Consider the following 25,810-nt stretch of genomic DNA (forward strand, 5'->3'; position numbering starts at 1 on the left):
ATAGTTTCGCCTCTCATGCGTTCACGAATCGCCCGGCTCGTCCCCCGAAGGCGACCGGTCATCCTCCTCGTCGTCGGCATCCAACAATGCGTCGCCGATCTCGGGCCGCGCGTTGGCGCGAAGTATCGCCATCCCGCGGTCGACGTTCAACGCCGTCCGCACCCCCGGCAGGGACAAGCCGAGCTCCACAAGGGTGATCGCGACCGCGGGCTGCATCCCGACCACCACCGTCTCGGCATCGAGCACCTTCGACATCGACGAGATGTTCGCCAACATCCGGCCGATGAAGGAATCGACGATTTCCAGCGAAGAGATGTCGATCAACACCCCGCGGGCCCGGGTGACGGTGATCTTGTTCGTCAAATCATCCTGCAAGGCCAGCGCCAACCGGTCGTGCATGTCGACCTGGATAGTGACCAGCAGCAGGTCGCCCATCTGGAGAATCGGAATCCGGTCCATTACCGCCTTTCCCCGGTTTTCCGGGCGATTGAGCGTCCGGTCATGCTCAGGGCCATTACAAAGGCGTCGGCCAAACTTGCCTTGGTGATGACGTCGCCCAACGCCACCCCGAGATGGACGATGGTCTGGGCGATCTGGGGCCGGATACCGCTGATGATGCAGTCCGCCCCCATCAAACGGGCCGCCGTCACGGTCTTGATCAAATGCTGGGCGACCAAGGTGTCGACGGTCGGCACGCCGGTGATGTCGATGATCGCCACCTCGGATCCCGTCTCGGTGATTTTTTCCAACAACGACTCCATCACCACTTGCGTCCGCTCGCTGTCGAGCGTTCCGATCAACGGCAGGGCGAGAATGCCCTCCCACAACTTCACCACCGGCGTCGAGAGTTCCAACATGTCCTGCTGCTGGCGGGCGATCACCTCTTCGCGCGACTTTTGGTAAACTTCGCTGGTGAACAATCCGAGCCTGTCCAAAAGCGTCGTGGCATCCCAAGTCAGGTCAGCCAAACGGTCCGCCTCTTTCCCGCAGTTGGTCCGGATCCGGGCGAACAACGGGCGTTTCAAGGAAAAGACGAACATCGCCGTCTCCGTCGGAGAAAAACCCTGCTGGGCTCGCGACCGCGAGATCGACTCCAAAAAATCCTTCACCGGCGCCCACTCTGTCCCGGTGATCTGGTCGGTAGACCCGCCCCCCGCCGACTCCATGAACAACTGAAGGAACTCCTCGCACTGCCGCCGCACTTCGGAATCTTTCATCAGCGCCTGCTGCCGCGGCACCAAGGTGGTCTGCTCCTTGGTCCACTCGCTCAACAAGTCCGCCTGGTTTTCCCTCAAAATGTCGACAAGGTTTATCTTTTTAGCTGCATTCATATTCTTTTGCTTTGCTCCCGCTGCATAGTCGCAAGGACCTTACCGCCCACCTCCCGCGTCGGCAAGATTTAGTTGCGGCGAATTGTCGAAAAATCGTCGAAGGAACGATTTAGGCCTTCGATTGAAGTCCGGAGGCGAACGTCGACACTCTACTGGAATCGCGCCCTCGCGGCATGGAAAAAAACTTCCTCACCACTGGGAGGGATGGGCATCCTGCCGTCCGTCCTCGACATCGGTCTCACCAGAGAGTCGGCTAAAACTCTCCGATTTCGTCGCCCTGCAACCCGTATCTCAAAGGACCGCTTATTTCCGCAGATAAACCCAATGGCCGGGGTGGCCCTCATTTCTTAATCTTGTTGCGATCTTCCCCCAACAAAAAACCCGCGATCGGCTTAGCCGTGCGGGTTTCTTAAAGTGGTGGCGAGACCCGGAATCGAACCGGGGACACAAGGATTTTCAGTCCTCTGCTCTACCAACTGAGCTATCTCGCCAATCGGAAAGGGGAAAATCAACAGGAGGAGAAGAAGGGCGTCAACTGCCTTTTCAAATTTTTTGATTTGCGGACGCCCGCGGGTGAGAGCTGGAAGGCGCGTGCGTAGATATTGGGACTCCAATTCGGTTAAAAACCGATTTCGAACGTAGGGGTAGACCCGATGCACAACGGGACTCGCTAACCTGACAGTGGGTCTTTTCAAGGGAGCGATTCCGGGTCGCCCAGCCCTCCGGCATTTTTTGCGAATTTTTTATCGGACACGCTAGCTCCCGTCGATCAGCTGTTTAGAAGGAATGACCCGAAGGTAATCCCCGGAGAATTACGTGGGGTTTCTTGACTTCGGACGGTAAGGGATTCCCCTAAGCACCATACAGTCGTTTCCTGTAACGGCAGTAGACAGAACCAGTATTTCACAGCGAGCATGAATATTTTCCGTCCTATTTTCGTAGTCTTTTCCGCCGGTTTGATCGCGCTCGGCGCACAGTTGGCTTCCGTCGAAGCCCGCCCGGTTTCCGAGATGGCCTTGCAGGCAGGGCAAATGTTGGGATCCGAGCGCTGGACGCAAACCGTCCGGATCGAAAACACCAATCAATCGAGCCGCTACCCGGCCACCGTCTACGGAACCGTTTTCGAATTCAACGATCTCCTCTGGTTCTACACCGAAACCGGCTCCCAACCCATCCGCCGGAGCAAAGGGAAGACCGAGGAATACAAGGCCAATCTCCTCCCCCTCCTCCGCACCATCGACCGGGGGTTCACCTCCTTCGTGAAGATCCCCCCGTCCCAAGCCTTCGCCCCCGGGGAATTTCCTTCGTTGAAAAACGGCTGCGTCGTCGAATCGATCTTCAGTCTCGACGAGCTGAAACAACAGGGCGAACCGATCCTCCAAGCCAAGGTCCTGCTTTACACTTCGAAGAACCCGACCCGGAGCAACGGACGCCGGGCCACCGGTCACGCCGTCCTGGTTTACCAAACGCCGTCCGGGATGTACTACATCGACCCGCCCAAGATCGATGTCACCGGCCAATTGAGGAAAGTGCAGGAGTGGGACCCTAAGGGGATCGCCGCCGAGATCGAATCCCACTACGGGAACATCGCCATCGAAGACGCCTTCTTCGAAGCCTTCGACCTGCCGGTCCAACGCGTCGCCCAAGCGGGATAGGAACGAGGTTCGTTCAAGGTTCTTGGTTCGGGAGCGGCGCGCTTCAGCCGCCGTCGCGGGGCGGACAGAGTCGGGGGACGACCCTTTTGGCCGTCGGTCTTCGGCTAAAGCACGAAGCTCCTGTTCACTTGTGATCCCAAGGCAGGCGGACTTTGACCGGACGTTGAGCCCAATATTCGAAGACGTCGAAGATCTTGCCGGGATTGAGAATTCCGTTCGGGTCGAGAGCCTCTTTGATCCGGCGCATCGCCTCCACTTCAGCCGGACGATGCTCCATCCGCAAGAAAGCGGTTTTGGCGAGTCCGATGCCATGTTCGCCACTGATCGCCCCGCCGAGCGCCAGGACTTCCTCCATCACCCGAACCACCACCTCGCGCGCCTTCCGGCTCTTTTCCGGGTCATCCCGGTAATACATGATGTTGACGTGGAAATTCCCGTCGGCCGCATGACCGAAAGTGATGATCGGCACCCCGGTTTCCCGGCTGGTGCGCCGCAGGAAGCGGAGCAACTTGACCTGGGACCGGAGGGGAACCACCACGTCCTCGTTCAGTTTCGCATCGCCGAATTCGAACATCGCCCCTGAACATTTCCGCCGCACCTCCCAAAGCTCCGCCTCTTGGACGGGGTCGCTGGCCTCCTTGCTGGCGAGGGCTCGCTGTTTCCCCCATTCCGTAACGATCCGGCGTTCGTCGGCGACGAGCGAGGCCGGTCCGTCGAGTTCCAACAAAACCACGGGGCGGCCCGCTTGTCCGGCGAAAATGGTTTTGCCGGTCGCCCGTTCCGCTCCCTGAACGCTCTCGCGGTCGAGAAACTCCAGCACCGCGGGGGTCAGACGTTGGGCCAACAGGTCGCGAATGGCGACGAGGGCCGCCGTTTCGTCCTTAAAGGCGGCGAGGTAGGTCCAGCGGGTTTCCGGTTTCGGGATCAACCGAACCACCGCTTCCGTGATCACGCCGAGAGTCCCTTCACTCCCAATCCAGAGATCGCGCAAATTGAAGCCGGCGGCGTATTTCCGCAGATCGCTGGCCCACTCCACGTATTCGCCGGTGGGCAAAAATCCTTTTAACGCGAGGACATAGTCACGGGTGACGCCATATTTAGCTCCCCGCATGCCGCCGGCGTTGCAGGCGATGTTGCCGCCGATGGTACTATAAGCCCGGGAAGAAGGATCGGGCGGGTAAAACCAGCCGACTTTTTCCGCCGCTTCCTGGATGTCGGCGATCACCGCTCCGGCCTGGACGTAGGCCATACCAGTGACCTTATCAATCCGGATTCCCTTCCACCCGCTCAAATCGAGAACCCAGCCTCCCTTGAGCGGCGACGCCGAACCGGTCAGTGACGAGCCGGCTCCCCGGGGAGTGACTGGGACGCCATGCTTGTTCGCGAGGCCGAGCATCTCACCGAGTTCGTCGTTGTTCTTCGGACAGACGACCGCGTCCGGCATGAAGGAGAGTTTGCTCCCGTCGAACGAAGCGCGAAACCGCTCCTCTTCCCCGGTGAGCACGCTCGCGCCCAGTTTCCGTTTCAAAACCTTGGTGGCATTGGAAAAGTTCACCGGCGAAGTCTGCGCGACCCCCTCGGAAAAATCGACAAAAACCGGCGTCCGTCCACTCGCGCATCCGAAGCAATTTCATCTGGCCGATTTGTTGGCGTCCCGCCTTCAGGCGGTCCCCACCTCGATCTAAAAACCGGCTGAAGCCGGAACTTGCTCCAACAGGGCAGACGCTCCAACCTCAGCCGCGCTTTTCCACCACCCGGGCCAAAGCCTTGAACTCGGCGGCCAATGCCGGGTAGAGGGCTCGGTAGCGTGGATAAAAGTCCTCGTAAACCTCTGCGACCGCGGGAACGGGATCCGCCTTTCCGCTCACTCGAATCGCGGTCCGGCAGGCGGACGCCACACTGTCGTAAACTCCGCCGCCGACGCCGGCGAGCAAAGCGGCGCCATAGGCCGCCCCTTCTTCGGCGTTCAAGGTGACAATCTCCGCCCCGAAGACATCGGCCAGCATTTGCCGCCAGAATGGACTCTTGGCCCCGCCCCCGGAGGCCCGGATCTGGGAAACGTCGATGCCGAGCGCCCGCATCAACTCCAGCGAATCGCGCAAGCCATAGGTCACCCCTTCCAAAACCGCCCGGGTCAGGTGGTTCCGCCCGTGACGCAGCGTCATTCCAAAGAAAACACCGCGCGCTTCCGGATCCGGATGGGGAGTCCGTTCGCCGCTCAGATACGGCAAAAACAGCAGGCCCTCGCAACCCGCCGGAACCCGGGCCGCTCCTTCGGTCAACAAATCGTAGGAGTCGCGACCGGTCCGCTTCCCTTCCTCGATTTCGGTTTGACCGAAGGTGTCCCGATACCACCGGAAACTTCCGGCCGCGGAGAGCATGCAACCCATCAAATGCCATTGGCCCGGCACCGCGTGGCAAAACGCCTGCAGACGTCCTTCCGGTTCGACCCGGAACTCGCTCGACGCCGCGAACAAGACGCCCGACGTGCCGAGCGTGGCCGAGACCAGGCCTTCCTCGAAAATCCCCGTTCCGATCGCCTGCGCCGCCTGATCGCCGCCACCCGCCACCACCGGGGTTCCGGCGTTAAGACCAATGACCTTCCCCACTCCCTCGGCGATCCGGGAACTCGCCACCGGCGACTCCGTGACTTCAGGCAGCCAGCTCCGCGGAATACCGACCGCTTCGATCATCGTCTCCGACCATTGCCGCTTGCCGACGTCGAAAAGAGAAGTCCCGGACGCATCCGAAACGTCGCCGAAGAACTCGCCGGTCAACCGGAAGCGGATGTAGTCCTTGGGCAACAACACTTTGGCGGTGCGGCGATAGACGTCCGGTTCGTTCTCGCGAACCCACGCGATCTTCGGCGCGGTGAAACTCGGCAGCACCTGACTCCCGGTCAATGCCAGGACCTCGCGGGTCCCGACCTTTTCAGTGATCGCCGCGCACTGGGCTCCGGTCCGCTGGTCGTTCCACAGGATCGCCGGACGAAGCACCGCCCCTTCGCGATCGAGCATCACCAGTCCGTGCATTTGCCCGGTCAGACCGACCGCCACGATCTCCTCCGGGGCCACGCCGGCTTTTTCCATCACCCCTTGGATGCTCCGGATCGTCGCCTGCCACCAATCTTCGGGATCTTGTTCCGCCCAGAGCGGCTTCGGATGGGAAAGCGGGTATTCATGGGTCACCGCCGCCCGGACCGCCCCATCGGGCGCCACCAGGACCGCTTTACTACCGGAAGTACCGACGTCAATGCCAAGTAGGAGATTCGCCATAACCCCGAGCACTACCACAACGATAGGATTCCGGAAAGCTTTGGTATCAGGCGGAGAAAAAAAACCTCATGGCAGCGCGCATCAGGGGAAGCTCTTTCCGGCAAGTCGAAGCCGAGCGAAGCGGATTGCCAAGAGCCCCGGATTGGGCATAGAGTATTCCATGATGAAAACCTCCTCTTTTTTCCTTGGATTAGCGACGCTGATTCTGCTGGGGGGATGGCAAACGGCCCTCGCCGGACAGGAGATTGCGGTGGGTGATTCGCGGGAAACCGTCCTCGAAATTCTCGGCGAACCCCGCGGTCAGATCGGCTCCTCGACCTTCGAAATTTTTTATTACGACCGCGGCGAAATCGTTTTGCGGGAGGGAAAGGTCGCCTCCCATTCGTTGATCCCCCACGCCGCCCATGAAGCCCGTTTGCAAGCGACCGAAGCCGAGCGCCAGGCACGGGCGGAGCGGGACCGCGAAGCCCGGGAGCGACGCATCGAACAAGGAAACGCCTTGCTTTCGCGGATGCGAAGCGACCCCGCCTTCGCCGAACTGCCGGCCCGCGATCGTCTCGCCTTCTGGCAATCCTTCCAGCGCGATTACCCCGAAGTCGACGTCTCGATTGAGCGCCTCCTCGCCACCCGGCAAGCGGAGACGGAAGCCGCCCGGATCGCCGAAGCCCGGCGCGAAGCGGCGGCCCGCGACCGCCAGATCCAAGACTTGGAACGGCGGGTGCAGGAAGCCGAGCGTGAAGCCCGACTCGCCCGCGAACGGAACCGCCCGCAATACTATTCTTATCCGACCTATTATCCCCCGCCGCGACCGCCGGTGATCATCATCCCCGACGCATCCCAGCGGGACCGGCAAGGCCGACCTGATCGCCGCCGCGGCGACCGCGACCGAGCGGAACCGCCCCAGGAACCTCCCGTCGCCCAGCCACATGAGCCGACGCCTCGACCCAGCCCGCGCGAACGCGGCATGAGCGAAAGCGGCGGTATCCGCGAACGCACTCTGGGCTCCGGGCAACGATCGTAAAGCGAGCGCTACGATCCTCGTGGCCGGCGATCTTCGGAGGCAGTCTGCCCGTAGTCGGATTGGCTCCGCCGCCCGACGGCAGCGGCGGAAGACATCCGAGTCGAAGCGGGATATCACTTCGTCGCGAACGGGGTGATGATTTCCGGGCGTAGCGGGCACCAAACGATGGGGCGGCAGAGCCAACCCCACGACTAAGGGAGCATTCCGCCGAATGGGGGAGCTGCGTGCTTCCGACGACCCCCACCTGGATTCAAAGACCGGCTGAAGCCGGCTCCAACAGGGCAGCCGCTCCACCGCGGAAAGTTCATCGGCCAGATGAAATCGCCCTGATCCCGGGGCGCAGGGCGTTTTTCTAAGCTTGCCAGGCTTGCGCAAGAGAAACAGGATCAGGGCCATCCGAAAAACCCTGGATCTCATGCATCTGGATCATCCTTACCAAGACCTACCGCCCGCCTCCGAATGGTTGCGGGGCAACTTCCACTCCCACACCGACCGGACCGACGGCGATTTTTCCCCCCAGGCCTTGATCGACGCCTACGCCGGTCATGGTTATCATTTCCTCGCCATTTCCGACCATGATATGCTGACCGACGCCCGGGACTACGCCGCCTGGAACTCCCGGGGCCTCGTTTTCGTCCCCGGCAACGAGATCACCGTCAACGGTCCCCATCTTCTTCACATCGGGGCTCGCGAACGGATCGAACCCCTCGCCGACCGCCAGGAGGTGATCCGCCAGGCCGAGCGCTCCGGCGGCTTCATCGTCGCCAACCACCCATGCTGGCAGACCGATTTCGACCATTGCCCCCAATCGACCCTCGAGTCTTGGCGAGGATACAACGGAATCGAAATTTACAACGCCACCGTCGGCCAACTCAAGGGGAGCAGTTACGCCCTCGACCTGTGGGACCGCCTCCTTTCAAAAGGGCACCGGATCTGGGGATTCGCCAACGACGACACCCACCACCCGGAGGATGTCGCCCGGGGATGGAACGTGGTGGCCGCGCGGGAACGAACTCCGGAAGCGATCGTCGCCGCCACCGCCGCCGGAAGTTTCTACGCCTCCAACGGCGTGGTGATCGACCGGATCGAAGTCGACGGCAACCGGATTTTCGTCGAAGCACCAAACGCCGACCGCATCATCGCCAGCCGAGAACATCAGATCCGGATCGCCACGGTGGACGCACCCAGGATCGAAGTGGAAGTCCCCGCCAACGCCGATTATGTCCGGATCGAATGCTGGGGCCGCGGCGAACAATTCGCCTGGACCCAACCGTTCCGGGTCAGAAAATAAATCACCGGCTTCACTTTCAGCCCCCCTCCGAGAAGTCAGGTTCCCTCCCGCAGTTGCCAAACCGCGTCGACTTCCCTATGGTAACCCCTTTTCCATCCAACCGATTGTGATTCACGCTATTCTATTTGATTTTGACGGACTGATCCTCGACACCGAAGTGCCGATCTTCGCCGCCTGGCAGGAGATTTACGCCGAGTTCGGCGCTCCTTTGACGCTGGAAGAATACGCGGGGTGCCTCGGAAGCGACCACCACGCCTTCAATCCATACGAAGATCTGGCCCGGAAGTGCGGTCGTTCGATCATCGAGGAGGAAATCCGGCCCCGGCTCTCGACCATTTACCTCAACCTGATCGCTCGGAACGACGCCCTGCCCGGCGTCCGCGAACTCCTGGAGGAGGCCCGCCAACTCGACATCCGGACCGCCGTCGCCTCCAGTTCCAACCGGGACTGGGTCGAACGCCACCTTTCCCGTCTCGGTCTGCTCGATTCCTTCGACTTGATCCGCACCCGGAACGATGTCGAACGGGTCAAACCGAATCCCGATCTCTTCCTCGCGGCGCTCGACGGCCTCGGGGTCAGGCCCGAACACGCCATCGTCCTGGAGGATTCGCCCAACGGCGTCCTCGCCGCCCGCCGCGCCGGCGTTTTCGTCGTCGCCGTGCCGAGCCGCCTCACCTGCGACCTGGATCTCAACGAGCCCGACCTGTGCCTCCCCTCGCTGGCGGACCTGGCGCTCCCGGAGCTGATCGAGCATTTCCGGAAGCGTAACCATGTCCGCTCATGACCCTGATCCTGGCCGCGGCTGATCCGATCGACGAAGTGGTCTGGTGGGGCGTCGTCACCGGCATTTTTTCCTACATCTTCTCGATCGCCGGTTTCCTGCTGGCCATCCTGCTCATCGCCCGTTTGATGCGGGAAAAACGCCAGCCGAGCAACACCCTCGCCTGGCTGATGGTCCTGGTCTTCATCCCCCACCTCGGCGTTCCCCTCTACCTCCTCTTCGGGGGCCGCAAACTCCGCAAGCTCGCCGCCGGCAAGGAACAACTCTACCCGCGCCAAGACCCGCACCAGCTCCTCCGGTTCGAGGGGTGGGACGAAAGCCACCCGCTTTTCAGCGCCGCCACCAACCCCCCGACATCCGGTAACCGGGTCGAATTCCTTCTGACCGGCGAGGATACCTTTCGCGCGCTGGAAAAGGAGATTCTGAAGGCGAAACACACCATCCACATCATGGCCTTCATTCTCGGTCGCGACGAAGTGGGCCGCCGGGTGGTCGACCTCCTGACCCAACGGGCCGCCGAAGGCATCAAGGTCCGGCTCCTAATGGACGCCCTCGGTTGTTTCAAAACCCGGGGATATTTCGTCAACCGCCTGCGGAAGGCCGGCGGTGAAACAGCCCGTTTCATGCCGATGCTTCCGATCCAAACCCGTTGGTCGGCCAATCTCCGCAATCACCGGAAAATGGCGATTTTCGACAACGCCCGGGCCATTGTCGGCGGACACAACCTCGCCCTCGAATACATGGGCCCCACCCCGTGGCCGAAGCGGTTCCAGGATTTCGGGGCCCGGATCACGGGTCCCGCCGTCCACGAGCTCGGTGGAATTTTCGCCGCTGACTGGAATTTCGCCACCGGCAAGGACCGGGAACCCCTGCAACTGCCCGCAACCACGGAGACCGACGACGACTCCGGCGATGGAATCATCCAAGTGATCGCCAGCGGACCGGACGTCGCCCAGGATCCACTCTACGAAGCGATCCTTCTGCTCATCCAGGAAGCCCGGGAGGAAATCACCATCATCACGCCTTATTTTATCCCCGACGAGGTGCTCTACCGCTCCCTCATGTTGAAGCTCCATTCCGGCCGGGAAGTCACCATCATCGTGCCGCAACATTCGAATCATCCCCTGACCGATCTCGCCCGAGCCCATTATCTGCGCCAGCTCCAACGGGCCGGCGCCAAAGTCCTGGCGTTCCTCCCCGGAATGCTCCACGCCAAAGTCATTTTAATCGACGGAAAAGTGGTGATGTTCGGCTCGGTCAACATCGACCTCCGGAGTCTGTTCGTGAATTACGAGATCGGAATGTTCTGCTACTCGCCTGGCGAAGTGAGCGAGGCCTACGACTGGGCCGACTCGATCGCCAAACAATCGGCCGAATTCGAGGCCGACCGCCACCGCCCTCCCGGATTCGTCCGCACCCTCGGCGAAGATCTCAGCCGCCTGCTCGCCCCGCTGATGTAACCCTTTTCGATTCGAATTGCATTTTGGCGAAGATGGCCGAACATTATTTCCCCATGAAATCGTCGTTCCCCATCCTGTCTCTTCTCATCGGCGCCTTGCTCCTGTTTTCCGGTTGCGAAGACAACAATTACCAATCGTCGCCTGAACCCGAGCCGACCTCGAACAATGGCAACGGCACCGGCAACGGGAATGGCGGCAACGGCCAGGTCCACCATCAAGAGGAGGTCGTCCGTGACACCGCCTTCCACGTCATCGAGAAACGGCAACAAGGCGGAAAACTGGTTGAATCAGACGAGATCAGCCCCTTCGACGGACGTCCGCGGATGAAACACACCCCGCTCGAAAGCATGATCATCGTGGAAGGAAACCGGACCGGGCAACGTTCGGCCTACTTGCTGCCCCCGGGCGACTACAATACCGTCCGCGTCGGCCACCGCCTCCAGGAATCGACCCTGAGCCGGTGGGAAAAAACGAGCGAAGACCATGTGGAGGCTCCGCCACCGCCCCCCGAATCGCCCCTCCGTTCCCGGACCGGCGGCGCCGCGGAGAACATCGTCTACTGATTGCCGCCAAACCGTTCCATCACCCACCGGAACTCCTCCACCAGGCTGTCGAGCTGCGACGGCGGCCGTATTCCCTCCGGCAATACGTCGTAGGTGTAATTCTCGATTTCCAGATGGGGGGACCCGCCCGTCCGCAACAAATCGAAAAATTCCGGAGTCAACGTCGCCGCCGCCGTCGTTTCCAAACCGTCGCCCCCCTCGAAATGAAGAGGCACCGGGTAACGCACCCGCAACACCTCGAGCCCCTTCCCCGCTTTCGGTAAACTCATCAACGCCGCCGGCAGGTCCGGCCAACCGACCACGCCCCGCCGTCCATCCCCCCTTCCCTTGACCTGGTGCAGATAAACCCGCTCCACGAACGGCTCCAGTTTTTCCCAACACTCCGGCGCCGCCCGCACCTCCAGGACATTGCTCAGCTGCACCTTCGAAATCCGGATACCCGCTCGTTCGAGCCGACTCCACGACTCAACCAAATCCTCGAACTGCACCGCCAGATGCCCCGTGTCGAAACAAACTCCCAGGTGGCGGCGGATCATTTCCTCGGACGCTTCCCGCTTCCTGCCCGTTTTCTCGGCCACCCGTTCGACTCCGAACGGCAAAATCCGGCCCTCAAAAAACGCGATCGCCTCCCGGGTGGTGTCGAGATAACCGTCGGGCTCCGGTTCCAATCCGAGATGGATTTCCTTGCCGGTCTCGCTCAGAATCCGGTCCAACTCGACCACTGTATCCAACAGTCGCTCGACGATCGCGTTCGCTTCCGCTTCCCGGTTGATCCACGGCTTATACGATCCCGGCAAGGTGTTGATGCTGCCGCTGCATCCGTCCGGCAACCACCCGGCTAACAATCGGGCCAAACGAACCGTATGTTCCCGCCGCGAATCACTTTGCCAATCGGGCAAAAAGACTTTCTCCTTCACCGCCCCGCCGTGAAACATCCGGCAGGGCGTGCCGTTGACAGTGAACGGATAAAGTCGCCGTTTCGCGAAGAACTCCGCCGCTTCCCGGGCCATTTCCCCCGTCCCCAAATCCCGGGCCGCCCCATCGGTCAGCCACAAACCGAGCCCGAACTTCCCCTCCGGCCCCGCGACCCGCGTCCCGACCGGCACCGCGAAGCGCTCGATCGCCCCACGATGATCGCTCCAGGTCTGACCGGGATGGGCGTTCAGACAGTAGGTGAGGTCGATGCGTGGCTGATGCGAGACGATCATGGTCAATGGCTCTTGCGAGGCGGTCTTACCGACAGCATACCCATTCCTGCCCCGGGCCGTCAACCGCCCCCGCTTGACGGCCCGACCCTTTTCATGCAACTTCTTCCCCTTCACCCCGTCTCTTCACGTCATGCGAATCGGCCCGCTGGAACTCAAGTCCAACCTGTTCTTATCGCCACTGGCCGGATACACCAACCTGCCGTTCCGGTTGACCCTGCGCGAAATCGGCGGGCTCGATTTCGCCACCACCGATTTGGTGAACGCCCGCTCCCTCCTGGAGAAAAACCGGGTCGCCCTGGAACTGGCCCATTGCTGCCCCGAGGATCACCCGTTGGCCGTCCAACTCTTTGGCGCCGTCCCCGAAGAAATGCGCGACGCCGCGATCCTGATGCAGGAATCGGGGGCGGCGGCGGTCGACATCAACATGGGTTGTCCGGTCCGCAAGGTCTGCAAAGTCGGCGGCGGCTCGGCGATGATGACTGAACTGACCAAGACCGCCCGCCTCGTCCGCGGGATGGTCGAGGCCTTGAAGATCCCGGTCACCGCGAAGATGAGGCTCGGTTGGGACGACGACAATATCACCGCGCCCGAACTCGCCCGGGTGTTGGAGGACGCCGGAGTCGCCGCCATTTTCGTCCATGGCCGGACCCGCGAACAAGGCTTCTCCGGCCGGGTCAACCTTGCCGGCATCCGCGCCGTGGTCGAGGCGGTCCGCGACATTCCAGTGATTGGCAACGGCGACGTCACCACTCCGGAAGGGGCCCGCGTGATGCTGGACGAAACCGGCTGCGACGGCGTCAGCATCGGCCGCGGCGCGTTTTATAACCCTTGGATTTTCGTCCAGACCCACGAATATCTCCGCAGTGGCCAACTCCTCCCCGAAGCTTCATTCAAAGAACGGCTTCAAGTCATGTCCCGCCACCTCGATCGAATGATCGATTTCTTCGGCGAAACGCGCGGTTGCCGGATGTTCCGCCGAGTCGCCAAACGCTACGCCCGCCGGTTCGGTCCCAACCGCTTTTTCAGCGGTCGTATCGATCAGGTCAAGACGCGGAACGACTTCCATGAATTGCTTTCCGAATACACCGGCTGGCGCAGCCAATTTCTCGATGCCGACGGCGAACTTCTGCCCAATTACCAGCCGCTTCCGCTGACACCCTCTTTCCTCCACGAAGGCGACGGACCGGAGCCCGAAAGTAGGATCGCCGTGCCGAAAGGCCCGATCGAAGTCTGGTGACCATGGACATCCCGAACACAATTCACCAACCGGTGGCGATTACGATCGCCGGTTCCGACAGCGGCGGAGGTGCCGGCATCCAAGCCGACCTCAAAACGTTTTTCGCCCGCAAAGTCCACGGCGTATCGGCCATCACCTGCCTGACCGCCCAAAACCCGGATTCGGTCACCCGCGTCTCGCCGGTGGAGCCGGATTTCCTGCGGGAACAACTGGAGCAAATCCGCCGTTTCTTCCCGATCCAGGCCGCCAAAACCGGCATGCTTTTTTCCGCTCCCCTGATCCGTGAAGTCGGCCGTTTCATCCGGGAGAACCGATCAATGCCAACGGTGGTCGATCCGGTGATGGTCGCCACCAGCGGCGCGGTCCTTCTGGAACCCGAGGCGATTACCGCGCTCCGGGAAGAGGTCTTGCCCCACGCGGCCTTGATCACCCCGAACCTCGACGAAGCCGCCGTTTTACTGGGGGGAAAGCTTAAGGTGGCCGACGAAATGAAAGATGCCGCGACCACCTTGAGCAAAATGTTCGGCGTCCCCGTGTTACTGAAAGGCGGACACCTCGACGACGAGTTTCTCATCGATGTTCTGGTCGTTCCGGGAAAACTCCTCCAAGTCTTCGAGGACGCCCGAATCCACAAGGTGGATACACACGGAAGTGGCTGCACCCTCTCGGCCGCCATCGCCGCCGAACTCGCCAAGGGCGCCCCATTGCCCGAAGCAGTGGCCACCGCTCGCCTTTACCTCCGGAGAGCGATGACCCAGGCAATCACCATCGCCGGCCGCGCCTTCATCCACCACTCCCCGATCGACTGACCCCCCGTTTCGTGACACAGACATTCCTGTCTGTGAATTCCTGCCGCCCAGCGCTACAAGGCGGGACTCCAACAATCTCCAGACAAAACAGACAACCGTCTGTCATTGCGAGGAAGGAGGAACGACTGACGCGGCAATCCACGTTCCGGGAAAGAGGGCGCGGGTCGCTATTTCGTGGATTGCTTCGTCGGCGGAGCCTCCTCGCAATGACACGACGGTGATCCCCACCATTTTTGATTACACCCAACGACCGTCCCCCACCTGTTTTCGCTTGCCGACCCCAACTATCCCGGCAGCATCGACTTATGGCTGCTTCCCCGCCCCGTTCTCCGGTCGCTTGGTTGCTGGTGCCGCTGGTCGCCGGTTATCTCCTGGCATCGGCCGTTCCGGCAATGCCCACCGCCTTCGCCTCCTCCGGACTGCTTTTCGCCATCGGGGCCGCTCTCGCCGCTTTCACCGATCGTCGCTGGGCGAACCTCCTCTGGCCGCCGCTCGCTTCGCTCGCCGCTCTCCTTGTCGCCTGCGGCTACCTCCAATTCCGAACCGCCCCGCCCCCCGATTGGGATGCCCTCCCGCCCCGGGAGGCGGAACTCGAACTCAGGATCGAGCGAATGTTCGGTGCCGGTCCCGACAACGACCGCTTCCACGGCCTCGCCACCGTCACCCGCACCGATCTCCACCTCGCCGATCTGCGCGGACAAACCCTCTACTTTTCCCTTCTCCGGGAACAACGGGATGAACGCTGGGCGCGGGGCAGCCGGATTCACACGGTCGGTCTCCTCGAATTCATTCCGGCTGATGCCGCCGACGAAAGTCCGTTCCTCGCCCACCTCCGTCAGGCGGGGGCACACTTTCAATTGCGGCGCGCCCGTCTGACCGCCCCGGCGGAGCCGCCTCGCGGTTTCTTCGGTTTTTGCGCCCGGCAACATGATCGCTTCGAAACGTTTCTCCGGCGAGGTTCCGGCGATTCGACCGCTTCCACGGCCAACGTCTACGTCGCGATGCTCCTCGGCAAACGCTCCGAGTTATCGGACGCCCAGCGCACCGCCTTTCTTCAAACAGGGACATTCCATCTGTTCGCCATCAGCGGACTTCACATCGGGGTGATCGCCTTCGCCCTGCACAGCTCCCTCACCCTGCTGCGGATGCCCGACCGGCCGGCGGCGGTGATCGGACTCGGCCTGCTCCTCTGTTTTGTCGGCATCACCGGAGCCGCTCCGTCGGCGGTCCGGGCGTTTTTGATGGTTTTTTTCTTCTGGAGCGCCCGTTTTTTCGGTCGAGCCCCCAATCCAGTGGCGGCCTTGGCGAACTCCGCGATCTTCGTGCTGCTCCTGTATCCGCAGCAACTCTGGAGTCCCGGTTTCCAGCTCTCCTATTCGGTGGTGGCCGGAATCCTCTTTCTCGGACTCCCGCTGGGACGTCACCTCCAGGAAAAGTGGCGGCCCTTCACCGGACTGCCCACCGCCTCCATGAACTGGCTTCACCAGAGGATTACCAATTTCGTCCATGATTCGACGATGATGCTCGCGGTCAGCCTTTCGGCGACGCTTCTCAGCAGCCCCCTGGCAATCCATTATTTCGGCCTCTTCACCCCGGGCGCGGTGCTGTTGAATCTCCTGCTGGTCCCGGCAGCCGGACTGGTGATCGTCGCCGGATTGATCAGCGTCGTCTCCGGTCTGCTCGGACTGGGGGTGGTGTCCTTGGTTTTCAATCACGCCGGATGGTTGGTATTACGGGTTATGGAGACCTTGGTGCAAGCCAGCCCCGGCCTGCCATCACTTTTTTGGCGGGCGGAGTTCGACCATGGCTGGCAAGGCCCATTCATCCTTCTGCTGCTGCTGGGAAGTCTGCTGGCTGGTTCCTATCGGAACTGGTCAGCCCCGCTGAGTCATTTCGTCGTCCCGTTCCTCTTATTCACCCTCTCTCTCCTCTGGGCTGCGCGGTTGACATTTTTAGCGGCCTGACGTCCTCTGAAAGAATGAAAAGCGCGTATGAACTGGCGATGGAACGCCTCCAAAAATCCGACCCGGACGCGGCGCGCCCGCTCTCCGACGAACAGAAGAAGCAGTTGGCCGAGATCGATGCGATCTACCGGTCGAAGATCGCCGAGCGGGAAGTGTTCCTCAACGGCAAACTCAAGGAAGCCCAAGCGTCGCGGGACTCGGTGGCGGTCGAACAACTCCGCACCCAACTCAGCAATGAGCGGTCCCGGCTGGAGGACGAGCGGGAAGAGAAAAAAGCGGCAGTACGGAAGGCCGGTTGAACCTGCTTTCCGCAATCGGGATAGCCACAAAAAAACACAAAAGGCTCAAAAAACGGAGCGGACATTAGGAAGACCTCTTCTTCCACCTTTTCCGTGTATTCCGTGTATTCCGTGGTCCTGATTCTCGCTGGTTCAAGACCGCAAGAAGCCTACGAATCGTTGTCGGAAGTTCGCTGGACGGTCGGGGTGCCTTCGGAGGCATGGTTTCGCTGAAAACTGAAGCGATTCAGTTCCCGCATCGAAAGTTCTTTATCCCGCTTGGTCTCCGCCGGGACGGACATCTCCTTCACCGTCACCACGTCGGCGTCGCGATATTTCGGCACCAATTGATTTTCGCGCACCTGGTCGAAATTCCGGACGTATGCCATCCGGCCCGACTGCCCGGCCAAGGGGGACTCCAACTTATTCATCTCAATGACCTGCGGACTGATCATCCGTTTTTCGGAGCGTTCCCGCACTTGGATCGAAGAACGGCGCTGCCCGATCGGATTGAATTCGGTATGCCACTCCTTGATCGGAATCCGCTGGGTGGTGAGCCGGTCGTTCCGCTTCAGCTCATGAGTGCGGATCGGCACCTGCCGTTCGGAAAATTCGGTGTTCCGGCGGCTGAGGTCGACTTTCTGGACATCCCCCCGCTCGGCGGCGACGAAACTCGGGACCACCAAAAGCAGCCCGACGATCATGCCTTTGTTCCAACCGTTCATAGATAGGGAACCGTGCGGATTCGGCCGCCGCAGGCAAGTTTTTTCGAAAACGAACTGAACGGCGAGAAGGGATCCGGAGCCGGGACGGCCCCCGCCACTTTGGTTTCCCTCACTCCGGCTCGGCGGTCCCTTCTTCGACCCAGTCGCGGGCTTCGGGGACCGATTTGAAAAACTCGGCCAGGGCCGCACTCAAATGTTCGGCGTAACGATAATGGGCGCCCATGCCGGTCCGCAGTTCCGCTTCGTAGATGAACTTGTCGCCATGCGTCGAATGCTCGAAGGGAGTCTGACTGCCGAGCAACATCCCGTAAACGTAACCAGGTGTCCCTCGCTCCATCAACTCCTTCAAGAAAGCGGTCTGCTCCCGGAACAAATCCCGGTAACGATCGGCCTCGATCTCCGGGGGCAAATACAAACCGGCTTGAATGAACGGGGTGTATCGATGACCGGTCCGGTGACGGTTCAAATCCCGCAGTTCCGCGATCGCAATGTTGTTCCAGGCGAACACCACCCGCATCCGCCGGATCGCCCGGCCATGCCGTCCATAGCGGTTGCGCCGGTACCGGAGCCCCTCCTCCACCGACTGGTCCTGCGGTAAAAACGCCGGAGCCGAACGGGCGACATCGACCCAAACTTCGTCGGCCAATGGTTCCGCCGAGAGCCGGGTCAATCCTGACCGCAGGCTTTCCTCCAATTCGTCGGCCGCCTGCGCCCGGTAAGATTCCTCGGCGTAGCTGTGCCGCATCAACCGCGGCGAAAACTTCAACAACTCATCGCGGATAAGCCCCGCCGCCGCCCGGGCTTCCGGCTGGGGCAATGAATCGAGGTGCTTGACCGCCTCCGCCCACATGCGCGAACTCATTACCAGCGCCAGATTGGTCCGGGTGGCGAGCGGAATAAAATAACGGGCCCGATCGAGCGCGTAGTTCTTGCGCAACCGTTTCGCGACCGCCGGCTTGGCCCCAGCGGGCAAGCGGACCAGTTCCGGCTGAGCCTCTCCCAACGCGTCGAGGCGCTCGTATTCGGAATTGTAGGCCGCGAAACAGGCCGCCATCAAATCCCGCCACCGGTCCCGCAGGTCCTCCGGGATTCCGATCAATTCGGGATCGGGCAGATTCTCCGCCGACATCGTGATGTAGCGGGTGCTCGACTCCTGACCGTCCGCCATCTGGGCGATTTCGAACAACTTGTAGGCCAGCCACATCGAAACGTCATCCACCGCGATCGCCAGTCCGCCGGTCAGGCCGCCGATCGACGCGTGGCCGTAGTCAACGAACTTCAGGATCCGGTCAATGGAGGCATCCGGATTGGTCAGATCGACCTTCTCCAGAATCGCCGCCAGACCGTCGTTGCTTCGACTGTAACGGGCCAGGACCGAAGCCAGCAGCTCCGGGGTGACTTTCGGGTTTTGTTCCGTGCCCGGGGGCGGCACGATGGCGATACCGGTGACTTTCATGATGCTGGGAAAGCTGGAGGAAAAAGGAAAAAGTGATCGGTGGCAAGGCAAGGGGTGGACCGATATCCACCAGGCGCCACGCGATTGAAAGTGGTGGGGAAAACAGACAACCGTCTGTCATTGCGAGGAAGGAGGAACGACTGACGCGGCAATCCACGTTCCTGGAAAGGGGGTGCGGGTCGCTGTTTCGTGGATTGCTTCGTCGGCGGAGCCTCCTCGCAATGACACGACGGTGATCCCACCACTTCTGATTACACCGATCACCAGTTTCTTTCGTCGACAACTACGTCGCGGCGCGTTTCCCGAAAAAAAGCCGTTCGGCGTTGCCGCTCAAGACCAACTCCAGTTCCGCGTCGGTCAAACCGGAGGAGGTCACCTCGTCGAGCAGCCGGGTGAACCCGGGAGCCCGTTCGTGCCGGGGATAAAGCAGCAGGGGATAATCGGAGCCGAAAAGAATCTTTTCCGGACCGACTAGGTCGACGACCGCCCGGTAAACCCGCGGATCGTAAAGAAGAGGCGACGCGGCGGTGTCGTAGTAGACATTTTTCAACTGCCGGCGGACCACCCGGTTCAATTCAAAGAACGGAATCATGCCTCCCCAATGGGCCAGGATAATCTTCAGCGACGGAAACTCGGCGGCGAGCCACTGGTAGTCGGAAAGGTTGTCGAATTTCCGCCCGGGCCGGTCCCGCCCGAGAGCTTCGTTAACGTGCAGATTGATCGGCAGATCCAATTCGACCGCCAGTTCGGCGACGCGCAGGAAACAGGGATCCCGCAAAGAAAAATTTTGTCCGGCCGGCGAAAGCTCCCCCAGTCCGACCGCCCCTTCCTCCGCGCATCGCCGGATCTCTTCGAGAGCCCGTTCTCCCGCCGGGGGGTAAATGGTCGCGCACCACGCGAGTCGATCGGAGTGGGCCGCCGCCCAATCGTAATACCAGCGGTTTTGTTGTTCGCACGTCTCTTGGTTTTCCCAATACCAACCCAGCATGACCGACCGCGTGACCCCGGCCTTTTCCATGTCGGACAACAATGCCGGGGCGTCCGCCCATCCCTGCAAACTCGGCCGGTTGACCGAAGCCGAAATCATTTCCGCCCAATGCAATTCGTTGTGGCGGGCGGCCCATCCGACCGGATCGCCCGCGACCTCGGGCGAATACATGTGGATGTGACTATCGATGACGGTCGGCACAGCAGGTCAACCCTTCCGGATGGTCGAAACTTCGACCGAATCCCCACCGGCAGGAATGCCGGTGTCACAACGTGGCACAGACATTCCTGTCTGTCTCCCACCGGCAATACCGGTGTCACCGCGCTTACCGTTTGCTGTAATAATCGTCGATCTTGGCCGCGACATCGCGGTAGCCGATATCGGCGGCGTAGATGATCTTGTATTCGGTGATCGCGTGCTCGGTGTTGCCCATCAGTTCGTAACACTCGGCCAACTGGTAGATCACGTCCTTCTTTTGTTCGCTCATCGCGGTGATTTCCGACTTCGCCGTCTCGTATTGTTCGATCGCGAGATCGTATTGACGTTTGCCCTTGAAGCAGGCGCCGAGATAAGTGAGCGATTGCAGACGGACTTTCGGATTGCGATGGGAAATCTGGAACTGCTGGATCGCACGGTCGAGTTCGCCCGCCTCATAGAGGAGTTTACCGAGATCGAAACGATAGGAAGGATCGTTCGGATAACGTTCGACCATCGCTTGCGCTTCTTCGGTGCGAACCCGGACCAAGTCGGTCGACAGTTTCTCCAACTGCTCGCGAAGCGCCGCATTATCGGGATCGGCGGCCAATTCGGCTTCGCGTTTCTCGATTTCGGCTTCGATGGTCTTGATCTTAAGATCCGAGTGCTGTTTGGCCAGAGTGGCGTCGGCGGCGCCGGCCGGAAGTTGGCGGGCTTTGTCGAGCCATTCGATCGCCTTCGGCAAATCGCCGAGCTGCTGGTATCCCTGGATGACGCTTCGGTAATGGTTGAGATTCTCCGGCTCCTTTTCGACCCGGGCGAGCGATTCGTTCAACAACCGCTGAGCCGCTTCTTCGCCGGTGACCAACTTCGCCGCCTGTTCGAGCGAAACCGCTTCGTCGGCATTCTTGAGTTTGGAACGGTAGCTGGCGTCCTCCTCTTCCCACTTCCCCTTGGAAAGCGATTGGGAAACCGAACCGGTCTTCAACAGGTCCTGGGCGTCGCCGTTGCCGGGGCTAAGCTGGAGCACCTTTTCCCCGATCGCCACCGCCTCTTCGCCGCGCTGCGCCGCGATGTAGGCGTTTCCGAGCGACAGCAGGACTTTGACGTTGTCCGGCGACTGATCCCGCACCGACTCCCACGCGAAGGCGGCGGTATCGAACAATTCGAGGTTATGGGCGGCCTGGGCCAAAGTCTTGTGGGCGGCGGCGTTGGTCGGATCTTTGGTCAACGCCTTTTCGACGATCTCCAACGCCTTGGCCGGATCCTTTTTCACCTTCGAGGAGGCGGCCATCAGGTTCATCGCCGAGGCCGCGCCGCCGACCGCTTTCGCGACGAACTTGTTCTTCGCCCGGAACTGCTTCATCTGGGCCGCCCGCAACAACTTGCGAACCGGAAGACATTCGGGCTTCTGCGCCAGCACCATCGAGCAGATCTCGATCGCGTATTCCAAGTTGCCCCGGTCGATGGCAAAACGTGCGTTTTCCACCTGCTTCTGCAAGCGGGAATCAAGGTCGGATATCAAAATTTCTGGCATACTCTACGCGTTGAAAAAGAAAAAACGTAAGGCTTTGTTCCCAAGAGGTCAATCACCGTCTAGGTCAATTCAGCGGCGGCGACGGATTCCAATCGTTCCAGCAAGCGGGAAACTTCCCCGGCGTCCTCCCCTTCAACCAAAAAACGCAGGACCGGCTCCGTCCCCGAATAGCGGATCAACACCCGGCCGTGCGATCCCAGCACCGCCTCGGCCCGCCGGATTTCCTCGGTCAACCCAGGCAGTTGATCCAACGGAAGCTTTTCCCGGACTCGCAGGACACTCGCCATTTGAGGAAACTTTATCCAGCAACCCCGCAAACGGGAGAGCGGCTCGCCGGTCGCCAGCATCACTTCAATCACCTTCAACGCCGCGGCCAGTCCGTCGCCGGTCGTCGCCAGATCGAACAACACCACATGCCCCGACGATTCCCCGCCCAGGCGGAAGCCGCCCCGGACCATTTCCTCGATCACATAACGGTCGCCGACGTTGGCCCGGACCACTTTTCCCCCGGCCGCTTCCAAGGCCCGGTCGAGCCCGAGATTGCTCTGAACGGTCGCCACCACGGTGTTTCCGGTCAAAACTCCGCCGCGCAGGGCATGCAATCCGAGGATCGCCAACAGGTCGTCCCCGTCGAGCAAACAACCGGTTTCGTCGCACATCACCACCCGATCTCCGTCCCCGTCGTGGGCGATGCCGATCCTGGCGCCGGTTTCCCGCACCTTCTCCACCATCCGTTCGGGGTGTTGGCTGCCGACCCCGGCGTTGATATTGGCCCCGTCGGGCGCGTCTCCGAGTAGTTCGAGATCGGCCCCGAGGCGTCGCAGGACTTCCGGGGTCGCGACCGCGGTCGCCCCATGGGCCGCGTCCACCACGATCCGCCAACCCGCGAGCGAGCGGGCGGGCAGGGTCGCCTCCATCTTCCTGATGTAATCCCCCAAAACGTCGGGATGTTCCACCCGTCCGGCGACCGCCGCCACCGGCTCCGGTTGGTCCAGCCAGGCTTCGATGCGCGCTTCTTCCGCGTCGGTCAGTTTCCGCCCGCCTTCACCAAAAAACTTTATGCCGTTGTCGGCCGCCGGATTGTGCGAGGCGGTGATCATCACTCCGACTTGCGCCCCCAGCGGTTCCATCGCCCCGGCGATCGCCGGCGTCGGCACGACCCCGCCGTCGAGGACCTCCAGGCCGCTCTCCGTCAACGCCGCGATCATCGCCGTCGCCAACGGTTCGCCCGAGGCGCGGGTGTCGCGCCCGATTACCACCCGTTTCAACCGGTCGCCGGTTTTTTCCCGGAAAAACGCCACCGCCGCCTTCGCCAAGCGACCGGCGAAGGCATCGTTGATCAACGGGCCGCCGTAGGGACCGCGGACACCGTCGGTTCCGAAATATCGGCGACTCATGCGCGGAAAAACTCGGCGGTTTTTGCCACCAACCGTTTGACGGAGCCGTCGGCCAACAGGGCTCGCGCCAACTCGATTCCTTCTTCAACGGTCCCGGTCTTGCCGGCGATTTGGAATGCGAGCCCGGCGTTCAGACAGATCGTATCGACCAACCCGCGATGCCCTCCACCGTCGACCACCCGATGGAAAACAGCCAGATTCTGATCCACGTCCCCGCCGGTCAATTCCGCCAACGCCGCGTTGGGCAAGCCGAACCGCTCCGCCGTCCATTCCTCCCGCTTTTCCCGGCTTTCGCCGAAACCATGAAGCAGGTTGGTTCCGGCGCAGGAGAGTTCGTCCATCCCTTTCCCTTCCTCCAACCGGCAATGGGCGATGTAGCCGTTTTTCAACTCCATCGCGTCAAGCGCCCCGGCCATCATCGGCATCCAGCTCTCCGCCGCCACCCCGAGCAGTTGGTAGGCCGGCCAGCCCGGATTGATCAGCGGCCCGAGGATGTTGAAAATCGTCCGTTGTCCTTTCTGCGCCAGCGCCTGCCGCACCGGCATCACCGCCTTGAAGGCCGGATGGAACGCCGGAGCGAAGAAAAAGGCGAAATTGAGTTCCCGCAGCGATTCCCGCAACAGCGTCGAATCAGCCTCCAACGGCACGCCGAGGCGCAACAGCAATTCCGCCGTGCCGCATTTCGAGGTGATGGACCGATTCCCATGCTTCAAAACCGGCAACCCGCCGGCGGCCAGGACGAACATCACCGTGGTTGAAATGTTGAAGGTCCCGAGTTTGTCGCCGCCGGTCCCGCAGACGTCGATCGCCCGGCCCGCCCATTCGCCGACCTCCGGATCGCGGGCCAAGCCGCGGAATGTTTGGGCAAAGCCGGCCACTTCCTGCGCCGTCTCCCCCTTGGCGGCAAGCGCCACCAGAAATTTTTCCTTCTCCAAAGCGGGAACCTCCTCCGAAGCCATCGCCCGGGCTGCCCCGGCGGCTTCGTCAAAAGAGAGACCTTCCCGCTCATCGAGTTTTTTGGTCAGATTGGTTAAATCGCTCATAACTGTGCGGCGAAACGGAACGTGCTCCCGTCCTTTCTCCGTTCGGCGGAGCGGTGCGGTCCCACGCAAAGGGGGCGAAACTAATCCGCCGGAAGAAATCGAGGCGATCTTTTTTTTCGTCCCCGGGATCGACAAATCCACCCGATGCACCAAGAGTTTCTTGGAAGCCGGTCCGCGAAAATCGAAACTTCCTCTTGACGCCCCGGGGTTGAGAGGGTAACGAATGACCGCTTTTGCAGATGTAATTATTGGAGGTCAGCCTCCGAACGTTTCAGACACATGGCTAATCCTAAACGCAAACAGTCCAAGGCCCGCAGCGCCAAGCGCCGCGCCGCAAACCGCTTCAAGGCGCCTCAAGTCGCGACCGATCCGACCGACGGCACCCTCTTCCGGCCGCACCGCGTGAACCCGAACAACGGGATGTATCGCGGCCGCCAGGTCCTGGACGTCGAAACCTGAGTTTTTCCGTTTTTTGAAGGACCGGTCTCCCTCTTCGGGGGACCGGTTCTTCCTGTTTTCACATGGCTGCATCCGGCAATGAGGAAGCAACGATCGCCGTAGACGCGATGGGCGGCGACCTCGGTCCTTTCGAAGTCGTGGAGGCGGTCAAACTCGCCTTCGAAAAAGTTTCCCGCCTCGCCAACGTCACTCTCGTCGGCGACGAAGCGGTTCTCCGGCCCGAACTCGAACGAGCCGGCCTCTCCCGCGAACCCCGACTCTCGATCCACCACGCCTCCGAGGTGATCGCGATGGACGACAAACCGCTCCAGGCGATCAAACGGAAAAAAGATTCGTCGATGGTCCGCGCCATCGAACTGGTCAAAGAGGGAAAGGCAAAGGCCTTGCTCAGCTGCGGCAACACCGGCGCCCTCATGGCCGGCGGAACCATCCGCCTCCGGATGTTGCAAGGCGTCGACCGTCCGGCCCTGGCCACCGTCATCCCAAACCAGAAAAAGCATTTTATCCTGATCGACGCCGGGGCCAATCCCGACGCCCGCCCCGAGCACCTCGTTCACAACGCGATCCTCGGCAGCATCTACAGCCGGATCGCCCTCGGAGTCGAATCCCCCCGGGTCGGCCTCCTCACCATCGGCACCGAGGAGGGAAAAGGAAACGAACTGGTCCACCTCACTCATGGATTGCTGAAACGGATTCCCGACATCATCAACTATGCCGGGCCGATCGAGGGATTCCATGTGTTCGACAACCAGATCGACGTCATCGTTTGCGATGGATTCGTCGGCAACATTTTGCTCAAGACCTGCGAATCTCTTTTCCATACCCTGAAGGAATATCTCAAGGAAGAGATCACCAAAACGCCGGTCCGCAAACTCGGCGCTTTGTTGGCGATGGGCGCTTTCAAGGAAATGAAGGCGCAATTGAACCCCGACGGCTACGGCGGCGCTCCCCTTCTCGGTCTCCGGGGCAACATCATGAAAGCCCACGGCTCCAGCAACCGGTTCGCCATCATGAACGCCATCCGGATCGGCAGCGAAATGGTCGCGCACCAAATGAACGACCATATCATCGAGGATATCGCCAAAGCCAACGCCGCCATCGCCGAACCGAGCGTCACAGCCTAACCCCCGCCCCGTG

At 61.2% G+C, this 25,810-nt stretch carries 23 protein-coding genes and 1 tRNA gene; 12 read left to right on the forward strand and 12 right to left on the reverse strand.

What is annotated here, in order from left to right:
• Nucleotides 1–21: 21 nt before the first annotated feature.
• The 3 genes from ACWUI2_RS03105 to ACWUI2_RS03115 all read right to left on the reverse strand — a co-directional run bounded on the left by ACWUI2_RS03105 (nucleotide 22) and on the right by ACWUI2_RS03115 (nucleotide 1,822).
• Nucleotides 22–459, reverse strand: coding sequence for an STAS domain-containing protein (locus ACWUI2_RS03105; RefSeq protein ID WP_486981405.1), 438 nt, complete (start codon nucleotides 457–459; stop codon nucleotides 22–24).
• The gene (locus ACWUI2_RS03110; protein ID WP_486981406.1) at nucleotides 459–1,331 is read right to left on the reverse strand and encodes an STAS domain-containing protein; all 873 of its coding nucleotides are present in this window, start codon (nucleotides 1,329–1,331) and stop codon (nucleotides 459–461) included. The genes ACWUI2_RS03105 and ACWUI2_RS03110 overlap by 1 nt, the downstream gene beginning before the upstream one ends.
• A 415-nt stretch (nucleotides 1,332–1,746) precedes the next feature.
• Nucleotides 1,747–1,822 (reverse strand) — tRNA-Phe (locus ACWUI2_RS03115).
• Nucleotides 1,823–2,245: 423 nt separating this feature from the next.
• On the opposite strand from ACWUI2_RS03115, the gene ACWUI2_RS03120 reads away from it, so the two are divergent.
• Complete coding sequence (locus tag ACWUI2_RS03120) at nucleotides 2,246–2,986, forward strand: hypothetical protein (protein WP_486981407.1); 741 nt, start codon at nucleotides 2,246–2,248, stop codon at nucleotides 2,984–2,986.
• A gap of 124 nt (nucleotides 2,987–3,110) precedes the next feature.
• Here ACWUI2_RS03120 and ACWUI2_RS03125 read toward each other — a convergent pair whose 3' ends face one another.
• The gene (locus tag ACWUI2_RS03125; protein WP_486981408.1) at nucleotides 3,111–4,541 is read right to left on the reverse strand and encodes an FAD-binding oxidoreductase; all 1,431 of its coding nucleotides are present in this window, start codon (nucleotides 4,539–4,541) and stop codon (nucleotides 3,111–3,113) included.
• Between the two features lie 178 nt (nucleotides 4,542–4,719).
• Nucleotides 4,720–6,261, reverse strand: a complete 1,542-nt coding sequence (gene xylB / locus ACWUI2_RS03130) for a xylulokinase (RefSeq protein ID WP_486981409.1) — start codon at nucleotides 6,259–6,261, stop codon at nucleotides 4,720–4,722.
• A 160-nt stretch (nucleotides 6,262–6,421) separates the two neighbouring features.
• On the opposite strand from xylB, the gene ACWUI2_RS03135 reads away from it, so the two are divergent.
• The 5 genes from ACWUI2_RS03135 (at nucleotide 6,422) to ACWUI2_RS03155 (ending at nucleotide 11,377) form a co-directional block, all read left to right on the forward strand.
• Complete coding sequence (locus ACWUI2_RS03135) at nucleotides 6,422–7,282, forward strand: hypothetical protein (protein WP_486981410.1); 861 nt, start codon at nucleotides 6,422–6,424, stop codon at nucleotides 7,280–7,282.
• A gap of 415 nt (nucleotides 7,283–7,697) precedes the next feature.
• On the forward strand, nucleotides 7,698–8,573 hold the full coding sequence (locus tag ACWUI2_RS03140; RefSeq protein ID WP_486981411.1) for a CehA/McbA family metallohydrolase: 876 nt from the start codon (nucleotides 7,698–7,700) through the stop codon (nucleotides 8,571–8,573).
• A gap of 106 nt (nucleotides 8,574–8,679) precedes the next feature.
• Complete coding sequence (locus tag ACWUI2_RS03145) at nucleotides 8,680–9,357, forward strand: HAD family hydrolase (RefSeq protein ID WP_486981412.1); 678 nt, start codon at nucleotides 8,680–8,682, stop codon at nucleotides 9,355–9,357.
• On the forward strand, nucleotides 9,354–10,814 hold the full coding sequence (locus ACWUI2_RS03150; RefSeq protein ID WP_486981413.1) for a phospholipase D-like domain-containing protein: 1,461 nt from the start codon (nucleotides 9,354–9,356) through the stop codon (nucleotides 10,812–10,814). Before ACWUI2_RS03145 ends, ACWUI2_RS03150 begins: the two co-directional genes overlap by 4 nt.
• Nucleotides 10,815–10,867: 53 nt before the next feature.
• Entirely contained in the window at nucleotides 10,868–11,377 is a 510-nt protein-coding gene (locus ACWUI2_RS03155) for a hypothetical protein (RefSeq protein ID WP_486981414.1), read from the forward strand.
• On the opposite strand, the gene eboE is transcribed toward ACWUI2_RS03155, so the two are convergent.
• Nucleotides 11,371–12,585, reverse strand: coding sequence for a metabolite traffic protein EboE (gene eboE, locus ACWUI2_RS03160; RefSeq protein WP_486981415.1), 1,215 nt, complete (start codon nucleotides 12,583–12,585; stop codon nucleotides 11,371–11,373). The two genes, ACWUI2_RS03155 and eboE, sit on opposite strands and share 7 nt — an antisense overlap.
• A 130-nt stretch (nucleotides 12,586–12,715) precedes the next feature.
• Here eboE and dusB point away from each other — a divergent pair, with 130 nt between their 5' ends.
• The 4 genes from dusB (at nucleotide 12,716) to ACWUI2_RS03180 (ending at nucleotide 16,894) form a co-directional block, all read left to right on the forward strand.
• Nucleotides 12,716–13,822, forward strand: a complete 1,107-nt coding sequence (gene dusB, locus ACWUI2_RS03165; RefSeq protein WP_486981416.1) for a tRNA dihydrouridine synthase DusB — start codon at nucleotides 12,716–12,718, stop codon at nucleotides 13,820–13,822.
• A gap of 2 nt (nucleotides 13,823–13,824) precedes the next feature.
• Complete coding sequence (thiD, locus tag ACWUI2_RS03170; RefSeq protein WP_486981417.1) at nucleotides 13,825–14,631, forward strand: bifunctional hydroxymethylpyrimidine kinase/phosphomethylpyrimidine kinase; 807 nt, start codon at nucleotides 13,825–13,827, stop codon at nucleotides 14,629–14,631.
• 305 nt (nucleotides 14,632–14,936) lie between these two features.
• On the forward strand, nucleotides 14,937–16,595 hold the full coding sequence (locus tag ACWUI2_RS03175) for a ComEC/Rec2 family competence protein (protein WP_486981418.1): 1,659 nt from the start codon (nucleotides 14,937–14,939) through the stop codon (nucleotides 16,593–16,595).
• A gap of 14 nt (nucleotides 16,596–16,609) precedes the next feature.
• The gene (locus ACWUI2_RS03180) at nucleotides 16,610–16,894 is read left to right on the forward strand and encodes a hypothetical protein (protein WP_486981419.1); all 285 of its coding nucleotides are present in this window, start codon (nucleotides 16,610–16,612) and stop codon (nucleotides 16,892–16,894) included.
• 149 nt (nucleotides 16,895–17,043) lie between these two features.
• Here ACWUI2_RS03180 and ACWUI2_RS03185 read toward each other — a convergent pair whose 3' ends face one another.
• The 6 genes from ACWUI2_RS03185 to trpD form a co-directional block, all read right to left on the reverse strand.
• On the reverse strand, nucleotides 17,044–17,598 hold the full coding sequence (locus tag ACWUI2_RS03185; RefSeq protein ID WP_486981420.1) for a hypothetical protein: 555 nt from the start codon (nucleotides 17,596–17,598) through the stop codon (nucleotides 17,044–17,046).
• A gap of 109 nt (nucleotides 17,599–17,707) precedes the next feature.
• Nucleotides 17,708–19,054 (reverse strand): FAD-dependent thymidylate synthase, encoded by a 1,347-nt coding sequence (locus ACWUI2_RS03190; protein WP_486981421.1) that lies wholly within the window; start codon nucleotides 19,052–19,054, stop codon nucleotides 17,708–17,710.
• Nucleotides 19,055–19,337: 283 nt separating this feature from the next.
• Complete coding sequence (locus ACWUI2_RS03195) at nucleotides 19,338–20,243, reverse strand: amidohydrolase family protein (protein WP_486981422.1); 906 nt, start codon at nucleotides 20,241–20,243, stop codon at nucleotides 19,338–19,340.
• Between the two features lie 124 nt (nucleotides 20,244–20,367).
• A complete protein-coding gene (locus tag ACWUI2_RS03200) occupies nucleotides 20,368–21,774 on the reverse strand; it encodes a tetratricopeptide repeat protein (protein ID WP_486981423.1) in 1,407 nt (468 codons plus the stop codon).
• Nucleotides 21,775–21,833: 59 nt separating this feature from the next.
• Nucleotides 21,834–23,171 (reverse strand): phosphoglucosamine mutase, encoded by a 1,338-nt coding sequence (glmM, locus tag ACWUI2_RS03205; RefSeq protein ID WP_486981424.1) that lies wholly within the window; start codon nucleotides 23,169–23,171, stop codon nucleotides 21,834–21,836.
• Nucleotides 23,168–24,214 carry an anthranilate phosphoribosyltransferase gene (gene trpD / locus ACWUI2_RS03210; protein ID WP_486981425.1) on the reverse strand — a complete coding sequence of 349 codons (1,047 nt, stop codon included), beginning with the start codon at nucleotides 24,212–24,214 and terminating at the stop codon, nucleotides 23,168–23,170. The genes glmM and trpD overlap by 4 nt, the downstream gene beginning before the upstream one ends.
• A gap of 279 nt (nucleotides 24,215–24,493) precedes the next feature.
• Here trpD and rpmF point away from each other — a divergent pair, with 279 nt between their 5' ends.
• Nucleotides 24,494–24,673, forward strand: coding sequence for a 50S ribosomal protein L32 (rpmF, locus tag ACWUI2_RS03215; protein WP_486981426.1), 180 nt, complete (start codon nucleotides 24,494–24,496; stop codon nucleotides 24,671–24,673).
• Between the two features lie 62 nt (nucleotides 24,674–24,735).
• Nucleotides 24,736–25,797 carry a phosphate acyltransferase PlsX gene (gene plsX / locus ACWUI2_RS03220; protein ID WP_486981427.1) on the forward strand — a complete coding sequence of 354 codons (1,062 nt, stop codon included), beginning with the start codon at nucleotides 24,736–24,738 and terminating at the stop codon, nucleotides 25,795–25,797.
• Nucleotides 25,798–25,810: the final 13 nt, after the last annotated feature.

It is taken from the genome of Verruconatronum alginivorum (assembly GCF_056590205.1).

What these genes read in the sequence shown, in the direction of transcription:
- xylB (WP_486981409.1), bottom strand. Translation starts at nt 6,261, where the DNA reads ATGGCGAATCTCCTACTTGGCATTGACGTCGGTACTTCCGGTAGTAAA.
- ACWUI2_RS03180 (WP_486981419.1), top strand. Translation starts at nt 16,610, where the DNA reads ATGAAAAGCGCGTATGAACTGGCGATGGAACGCCTCCAAAAATCCGAC.
- ACWUI2_RS03155 (WP_486981414.1), top strand. Translation starts at nt 10,868, where the DNA reads ATGAAATCGTCGTTCCCCATCCTGTCTCTTCTCATCGGCGCCTTGCTC.
- ACWUI2_RS03135 (WP_486981410.1), top strand. Translation starts at nt 6,422, where the DNA reads ATGATGAAAACCTCCTCTTTTTTCCTTGGATTAGCGACGCTGATTCTG.
- trpD (WP_486981425.1), bottom strand. Translation starts at nt 24,214, where the DNA reads ATGAGCGATTTAACCAATCTGACCAAAAAACTCGATGAGCGGGAAGGT.
- ACWUI2_RS03200 (WP_486981423.1), bottom strand. Translation starts at nt 21,774, where the DNA reads ATGCCAGAAATTTTGATATCCGACCTTGATTCCCGCTTGCAGAAGCAG.
- glmM (WP_486981424.1), bottom strand. Translation starts at nt 23,171, where the DNA reads ATGAGTCGCCGATATTTCGGAACCGACGGTGTCCGCGGTCCCTACGGC.
- ACWUI2_RS03150 (WP_486981413.1), top strand. Translation starts at nt 9,354, where the DNA reads ATGACCCTGATCCTGGCCGCGGCTGATCCGATCGACGAAGTGGTCTGG.
- plsX (WP_486981427.1), top strand. Translation starts at nt 24,736, where the DNA reads ATGGCTGCATCCGGCAATGAGGAAGCAACGATCGCCGTAGACGCGATG.
- ACWUI2_RS03120 (WP_486981407.1), top strand. Translation starts at nt 2,246, where the DNA reads ATGAATATTTTCCGTCCTATTTTCGTAGTCTTTTCCGCCGGTTTGATC.
- ACWUI2_RS03190 (WP_486981421.1), bottom strand. Translation starts at nt 19,054, where the DNA reads ATGAAAGTCACCGGTATCGCCATCGTGCCGCCCCCGGGCACGGAACAA.
- ACWUI2_RS03185 (WP_486981420.1), bottom strand. Translation starts at nt 17,598, where the DNA reads ATGAACGGTTGGAACAAAGGCATGATCGTCGGGCTGCTTTTGGTGGTC.
- ACWUI2_RS03175 (WP_486981418.1), top strand. Translation starts at nt 14,937, where the DNA reads ATGGCTGCTTCCCCGCCCCGTTCTCCGGTCGCTTGGTTGCTGGTGCCG.
- thiD (WP_486981417.1), top strand. Translation starts at nt 13,825, where the DNA reads ATGGACATCCCGAACACAATTCACCAACCGGTGGCGATTACGATCGCC.
- rpmF (WP_486981426.1), top strand. Translation starts at nt 24,494, where the DNA reads ATGGCTAATCCTAAACGCAAACAGTCCAAGGCCCGCAGCGCCAAGCGC.
- ACWUI2_RS03105 (WP_486981405.1), bottom strand. Translation starts at nt 459, where the DNA reads ATGGACCGGATTCCGATTCTCCAGATGGGCGACCTGCTGCTGGTCACT.
- ACWUI2_RS03140 (WP_486981411.1), top strand. Translation starts at nt 7,698, where the DNA reads ATGCATCTGGATCATCCTTACCAAGACCTACCGCCCGCCTCCGAATGG.
- dusB (WP_486981416.1), top strand. Translation starts at nt 12,716, where the DNA reads ATGCGAATCGGCCCGCTGGAACTCAAGTCCAACCTGTTCTTATCGCCA.
- eboE (WP_486981415.1), bottom strand. Translation starts at nt 12,585, where the DNA reads ATGATCGTCTCGCATCAGCCACGCATCGACCTCACCTACTGTCTGAAC.
- ACWUI2_RS03110 (WP_486981406.1), bottom strand. Translation starts at nt 1,331, where the DNA reads ATGAATGCAGCTAAAAAGATAAACCTTGTCGACATTTTGAGGGAAAAC.